This window comes from Exiguobacterium sp. s168 (genome assembly GCF_018619035.1).
In the GTDB taxonomy this organism is placed as follows: Bacteria; Bacillota; Bacilli; order Exiguobacteriales; family Exiguobacteriaceae; genus Exiguobacterium_A; species Exiguobacterium_A acetylicum.
Genome location: NZ_JACSNE010000047.1, coordinates 1 through 6270 on the forward strand (window position 1 = coordinate 1; position 6270 = coordinate 6270).

Annotated in this window: 5 protein-coding genes and 1 riboswitch; of the genes, 3 read left to right on the plus strand and 2 right to left on the minus strand. The window is 47.4% G+C overall.

Annotated features, from left to right (window positions below; all coding sequences use genetic code 11):
- Nucleotides 1-76: 76 nt before the first annotated feature.
- The gene (locus KNQ15_RS16395) at nt 77-379 is read right to left on the minus strand and encodes a hypothetical protein (protein ID WP_214730101.1); all 303 of its coding nucleotides are present in this window, start codon (nt 377-379) and stop codon (nt 77-79) included.
- 51 nt (nt 380-430) lie between these two features.
- Nucleotides 431-1126: a thiaminase II gene (tenA, locus tag KNQ15_RS16400; RefSeq protein WP_214730102.1), complete on the minus strand. Its 696-nt coding sequence runs from the start codon at nt 1124-1126 to the stop codon at nt 431-433.
- A 74-nt stretch (nt 1127-1200) separates the two neighbouring features.
- Nucleotides 1201-1307: riboswitch (TPP riboswitch) on the minus strand.
- A 193-nt stretch (nt 1308-1500) separates the two neighbouring features.
- Between tenA and KNQ15_RS16405 the strand changes: the two genes are divergently transcribed.
- The 3 genes from KNQ15_RS16405 (at nt 1501) to KNQ15_RS16415 (ending at nt 6118) form a co-directional block, all read left to right on the plus strand.
- Complete coding sequence (locus KNQ15_RS16405) at nt 1501-2382, plus strand: DUF1002 domain-containing protein (protein WP_214730103.1); 882 nt, start codon at nt 1501-1503, stop codon at nt 2380-2382.
- A 276-nt stretch (nt 2383-2658) separates the two neighbouring features.
- Complete coding sequence (abc-f, locus tag KNQ15_RS16410; protein ID WP_214730104.1) at nt 2659-4458, plus strand: ribosomal protection-like ABC-F family protein; 1800 nt, start codon at nt 2659-2661, stop codon at nt 4456-4458.
- A 196-nt stretch (nt 4459-4654) separates the two neighbouring features.
- Nucleotides 4655-6118 carry an alanine/glycine:cation symporter family protein gene (locus tag KNQ15_RS16415; protein WP_214730105.1) on the plus strand — a complete coding sequence of 488 codons (1464 nt, stop codon included), beginning with the start codon at nt 4655-4657 and terminating at the stop codon, nt 6116-6118.
- The last annotated feature ends 152 nt before the right edge of the window (nt 6119-6270 follow it).

The following is a 6270-nucleotide window of genomic DNA, read 5'->3' on the forward strand; positions in this document are numbered from 1 at the left end:
AATTAGGCTACCTGACACCGAAAAAATACGGTGTACAGGCAGCCTAATCAAGGTGTTTTATATGTGTCTCATATTGCTAGGTCAGTCTAATGCCTCGGTCTTTTAATGATTGATACGGGTATTCAGCTTCTTCTTTCGAACGATGGTAGACGCGGTATAACCAATAAGTTAGTAGCGCGTAGACGACGATGACAAGAACAGCAGAAATATAGCTCCCCATGCTATACGCTACCTTAAAGTTACGCGTCGAAGCGGATATACCGGACAACACGATTAGTATCGGAATGATATATCCAATAAATCTTACTTTGATTTTACCAAGCATTCGTTGTACAGCATATGCCGCACTGATCACAAGTGCGATCACGATGATTTCCATTCCAATCCCTACTTTCACTAGATGGTATTCCTAATTCTACCATTTAGCAATTCAAGAAGATACCGTCCGTGCTGGAATCGTTTCGTAAACCGACGTGAACGTCTCTTCCGTCCATCCCATATGCCAGAAAAGTAACTCATAGTAACAACTCGTCACGAAATGACGTTTCATCCGCTCGCGTTCCGTCGGACTCGCTTGCTCCGCCAGCGCATCAAGCCGTGCAATCTGTTCAAGGACGACCTTTTCAAACCATTCCGAGCTATACGTGTCGATCCATTGCTGATAGATTTTTTCTTCCGGAGTATACGTCAGTAATTGTTGCCCGACTTCGTAATACAACCAGTAACATGGCAAAATGGCAGCAATCGTCTCACCGAGTGTCCCTTCGCTTGCATGATGCATGTGCGAGACGTACGCATATGCTGTCGGTGCCGGTTCGAATGCTTCAAGGTCTGCTTCCGTAATACCGAGCGGCTCAAAAAATGATTGATGTAAACTCAGTTCTGCCTCGTAAGTCGAAGTCGCATGCTCGGCAAGTGTTGCGATCGTTGCAAAGTCGTCCGCTTTTGACGCTGCTCTCGCCTGTATCTTCGCAAAGTGTTTTAAGTAGTAGGCATCTTGCATGACGTAATGCCGAAATTTCGAGAGCGGTAACGTCCCCTCTCCGATTCCTTGAACGAATGGGTGCATAAAACTACTATCCCAATACGCTTGCGCCGCTTGTTTGATTTCTTGTGTGAATGTCATGATCTCATCCTCCTCGTTTGGTATGAAACGAAAAAAACACCACCCCGAAACACACGGGCATGGCGCAAGAAGAACAAGACTTGACGCCACTTCCCTCCGTAAGTACGAACTTAATCAGGTTCAAAGGGTCCGAACGTCTTCGTTCGTCTCAGTCAGCCTACTGACTCCCCTAGTGGTCATTATTCGATTCCCATCCACTATAGCATGCTGAAAACGGAAGTCAAGTTGTCCTTTTTTCGCTATACTATGGAGTGTCAGAAGACGGATACCGTCTCCATCTGCAGACCGATTCCGAACAGACATCGTTACCGTACACTAAATTTAGTACCTGATACTATAATTCATTCTGTTACTTACAATTGGAGGATTTCATTATGCATACACCAACAAAAATCATGGCATCAGCCGTTATCGCTTCTGCTTTATTACTCCCAACAGCCGCATCCGCCGAACAAGTCGTCGATCAGACGATCGTCACACTCGGGGAGTCGCTCGGCGCAAAAGATAAAGCATGGGTGCTTTCACGTCTCAATGCACCGGAAGGGATCACACCGATCATCGCAACTTCTGCTGACGAGGAAAAATATCTCGGGAAAAACATCCCACAGTCGCAAAAAGGCGGCAACATGTATTCGTCGGCTAAAATCGAACTGACGGAAAAAGGAGATGGACTCTCCGTCTCGACGGAAAACATCACATGGGTGACGAAGGATATGTATCTCAACGCTCTCGTCACGGCTGGGATCAAAGATGCCGACATCACGATTACTTCCCCTTACAAGGTGACCGGGACATCCGCCTTGACAGGAATCATGAAGGCGTACGATCAAACTTCCGCTGAAACCGGGATTAAGTTAAGTGACGAACGCAAGGATCTAGCACAGCAAGAATTATCAGTCACATCAGACGTCGGGAAAACCGTTGGAACGGATAAGGTGGCTGACTTGATGAATGAGATCAAGGCTGAGATCGCCAATCAAAAACCGGAAACCAAAGTCGAAATCGAAAACCTGATCGTCCAAGTCATTCAAAACAACAATATCCAATTGTCTGACGCACAAATGGACCGGCTGACGAATCTGTTCAATCAAATGGATCAAGCGAACATCAACTGGGGACAAATCGAGAGTGGATTGAAAAATGCGGGACAAGACATCCACGCGTTCGCAACTTCAGAAGAAACGAAAGGATTTTTCGCTAAATTATTTGATGGACTCAGTGACTTCTTCAGTTCAATCGCGGGTGTGTTCAAATAATTCAGACTTCCGTAACTGACAAAAAAATAGTAAACTAGATGTATCTGAAACGAAAGGTGGTGTGAAAAGATGGACTTTGCCGCGTGCAAACACTGGTTGATGGAACAATTGTATCTGTTGCGCGCGATTTTTCATGAAATGGCGTTCTAAGGCACCCGTCTGTCCTTTTTTAAGAACTTCATGAATGAAAAATACTGCAAAGCGCATCTTTCACACGTTAGGGAGAGTGCTATTTGCGCTCTCCTTTTTTGATGCGCGCGAAAGGATCAATTGAATATGATGATTTGCGACATTCAACACCTGACAAAACAATTCGGAGGCGAGACGATCTTAGCGGATGTTTCCCTCTTCTTAAACGAACACGACCGTGTCGGTCTGATTGGACGAAACGGGAGTGGTAAGACGACATTACTCCGCTTGCTTGCTCGCCTCGAGCAACCGGACGGTGGCGTCATCTATCAAAAGAACGGTTTGACGATCGGCTACTTGGAACAACTTCCTGTATATAGTGAAACGATGACCGGACTCGACGTCCTTTGGACAGCGTTTGCAGAGACTCTTGCGATCCGTTCCCGGATGCAACAGTTGGAGCAAATGATGGCGACAGCACCAGATGATCTCGATGCACTACTCGTACGGTATGCGGAAGCGACGAATGCGTTCGAGCAAAAGGACGGCTACCTGCTCGACTCGAAGATCGAACGCATGGTGAACGGATTACATCTCCGTCCGTTACTCACGCGTCCTTTCCACCAGTTGAGCGGTGGTGAACAGACGAAGATTTGTCTCGGTCGTATGTTACTCATGGAACCAAATTTGCTTATTCTTGACGAACCGACGAACCATCTCGATTTAGCTGCCGTGGAATGGCTGGAGCAGTTCTTACGGGACTACACAGGAACCATCCTGCTCGTCTCTCACGACCGGGTCTTCTTAGACGCCGTCGTCACTTCGATCGTTGAACTCGAAGACGGTGAACTGACAGCCTATATAGGGAACTACAGCGCGTTCGTCGTCGAGAGAGAACGCCGTCTGCTCGAGCAATTCCATGCGTATCAAGAGCAACAGAAAAAAATCAAAAAGATGAAGGAAGCGATTCGTCGTCTTCGGCAATGGGCAAACGAAGCGTCTCCACCGAGTGAGAAATTATTCCGTAAAGCGAAATCAATGGAGCGGGCACTCGAGCGGATCGAGCGGATTAAACGACCACAACTCGAAGCCAAAACCGCTGATGTCTCCTTCTCCTCCACCGATCACACGAGCCAAGTCGTCTTTCGCGCTGAAGAGCTCTCGTTTGCTTATGGAACCCGTCCTATTTTTGATGGCGTCTCGTTCGAAGTCATGGCACAGGATCGTATCGCGATCGTCGGAACGAATGGGAGCGGGAAATCGACGTTGCTCTCACTGTTGCTTGACGAATTATCACCGGACGCGGGCACACTCACGCGTGGACCATCAAATCATGTCGGTTACTTGTCCCAGCATGCCCATTTCGAGGAGGACGCGCGGTTAATCGACTGGTTTAGACAACGAATTGCCGTTCCGGAAGCAGAGGCACGCCATATCCTTGCCCGGTTCCTATTCTTTGGACCGACTGTCTTCCGGTCCATTTTGTCACTGAGCGGAGGCGAACGTGTGCGATTGCAACTCGCCGTCCTCGTTCATTCGTCGATCAATGTCTTAATTCTCGACGAGCCGACGAACCATCTCGATATTGAATCCAGAGAGACGCTTGAAGAAGCACTCGAGAATTTTTCTGGTACATTGATTGCCGTCTCACACGACCGCTATTTCTTGAATCGTCTTTTCTCGCAGATCCTGTGGCTCGAAAATGGGCTGACACGCTATCATGGTTCGTATACGTACGCCCAACAGAAGCGTACCGAGTTCGCTACGGCTTCCTCACTCCACGTACCCCCTCGAAAACCAAAGCGCTTGTCGCAACACGAGCTGGAAGTGCAGATTGAGCGACTTGAACGGAAATTAGCAAAACGTGAAAAACCAACTGATACCGTTTCTAAAAGCATCCAACAGCAACTCGATGACCTATACGAACAGTTGCTACAATATGGATGATTTAGCTTTCCTTGACTGTCACTCTCGATACCGAGAGCGACAGTTTTTTCGTTCACCTACAAAGTTTTTAACTCCTAAAATTTAGCTAACTTCATTAAGTTTTAAAATTTTATTTTAATTTGTTGTTGCTTATTATCTGAAAATTCGTATAATTTAGCGTATAGCTTTTATTATTCTTTGGGAGGAATACACCATCATGAACGCCATTCAGCAAGTTATTCAAGGAAGTGTCGATTACGCCAATAACATTTTATGGTCGTATGTACTAATTGCCGTATTGATCGGCGGCGGGATCTACTTCACGATCCGAACTGGCTTCATCCAATTCACTTACTTAAAAGAGATGTTCCGCGTCACGCTCGATAAAAGTGAACAAACAACAGACGATAAAGGGGAAAGCATCACTTCTCTCCAGTCGTTCTTTATCGGTGCTGCGACACGGATTGGTACGGGTAACCTTGCCGGTGTCACAATTGCCGTCACACTCGGCGGACCAGGTGCCGTCTTCTGGATGTGGATGGTCGCTCTCTTAGGGGGCGCGACGGCTCTCATCGAAAGTACACTGGCTCAAGTCTATAAAGTACGCGATACGAAATCGAACGCGTACCGTGGTGGTCCTGCCTACTACATCGAAAAAGGCTTGAAGAACCGAGCTCTCGGAATCGTCTTTGCAATCTTGATTGCTGTGACGTTTGGTCTTATCTTCAACTCCGTTCAATCAAACACGATTGCCGCTGCCTTTGACAATGCGTTCGGTATCAACACAGCTGTCGTCGGTGCTGCACTCGTCGTCTTGACTGGACTCGTCATTTTTGGTGGTGTCCACCGTGTCGCGAAATTCTCTGCGATCATCGTTCCTATCATGGCAGGTCTCTACTTGATTGCTGCTCTTTATGTCGTCGTCACGAACCTGTCGGAACTTCCTGGTGTATTCGCAATGATCTTCAAAAGCGCCTTCGGAATCGAGCAAGCATTCGGTGGCTCGGTCGGTGCTGCGATCTCACTCGGTGTCAAACGTGGATTGTTCTCAAACGAAGCCGGGATGGGGTCTGCTCCGAACGCTGCTGCTGCTGCTGAAGTTTCGCACCCAGCAAAACAAGGTTTCTTGCAAACACTCGGCGTATTCCTTGATACATTGATCGTCTGTACAGCGACAGCAACGATCATTCTCCTCAGTGATAGTTACGCTGCTGGAAATGGCGAAGGAATCGGTATGTTACAAAACGCACTCTCTGAGGAATTCGGTGCGATTGCGCCACCATTCATCGCACTCAGCGTCTTCTTATTTGCTTTTAGTTCGATCGTTGGTAGCTACTACTACGGCGAAACGAACATCGAGTTCATCAAACAAAGTCCTGCAGCCGTCTTCGGTTTCCGGATTGCGACAATGGGCTTCGTCTTCATCGGATCTGTTCTTAGCCTCGGTATGGTATGGAGTTTTGCCGACCTCTTCATGGCAGGCATGACATTGATCAATATGACGGCGATTCTCCTCTTGAGCGGCATCGCCTTCAAAGTCATCAAAGACTACCAGGAACAACGGAAACAGGGACTCGATCCTGTCTTCTCAGCAAAAGCACTCGGGATCGAAAATACGGAGTGTTGGGATGTCGAAGAAGAAGCACGTCCTGCGGCTGGTGAAGTGCCTCCATCACAATAAATCACTTCTGAGTTCGAACTTTAGCACCGAGTAAGCCATACGTCTACTCGGTGTTTTTATTTGTGACGGTTTGTCAAATTAAGCGCAACACTTCTTCGGAAAAGACCTCGTATGCAGTTTTCCAATCCAAACACTTTCGTGGTCGATTGTTG

Bases quoted from the DNA above. Each gene is read 5' to 3' on its own strand.
- KNQ15_RS16405 (WP_214730103.1), top strand. From the start codon at position 1,501: ATGCATACACCAACAAAAATCATGGCATCAGCCGTTATCGCTTCTGCT.
- KNQ15_RS16395 (WP_214730101.1), bottom strand. From the start codon at position 379: ATGGAAATCATCGTGATCGCACTTGTGATCAGTGCGGCATATGCTGTA.
- tenA (WP_214730102.1), bottom strand. From the start codon at position 1,126: ATGACATTCACACAAGAAATCAAACAAGCGGCGCAAGCGTATTGGGAT.
- abc-f (WP_214730104.1), top strand. From the start codon at position 2,659: ATGATGATTTGCGACATTCAACACCTGACAAAACAATTCGGAGGCGAG.
- KNQ15_RS16415 (WP_214730105.1), top strand. From the start codon at position 4,655: ATGAACGCCATTCAGCAAGTTATTCAAGGAAGTGTCGATTACGCCAAT.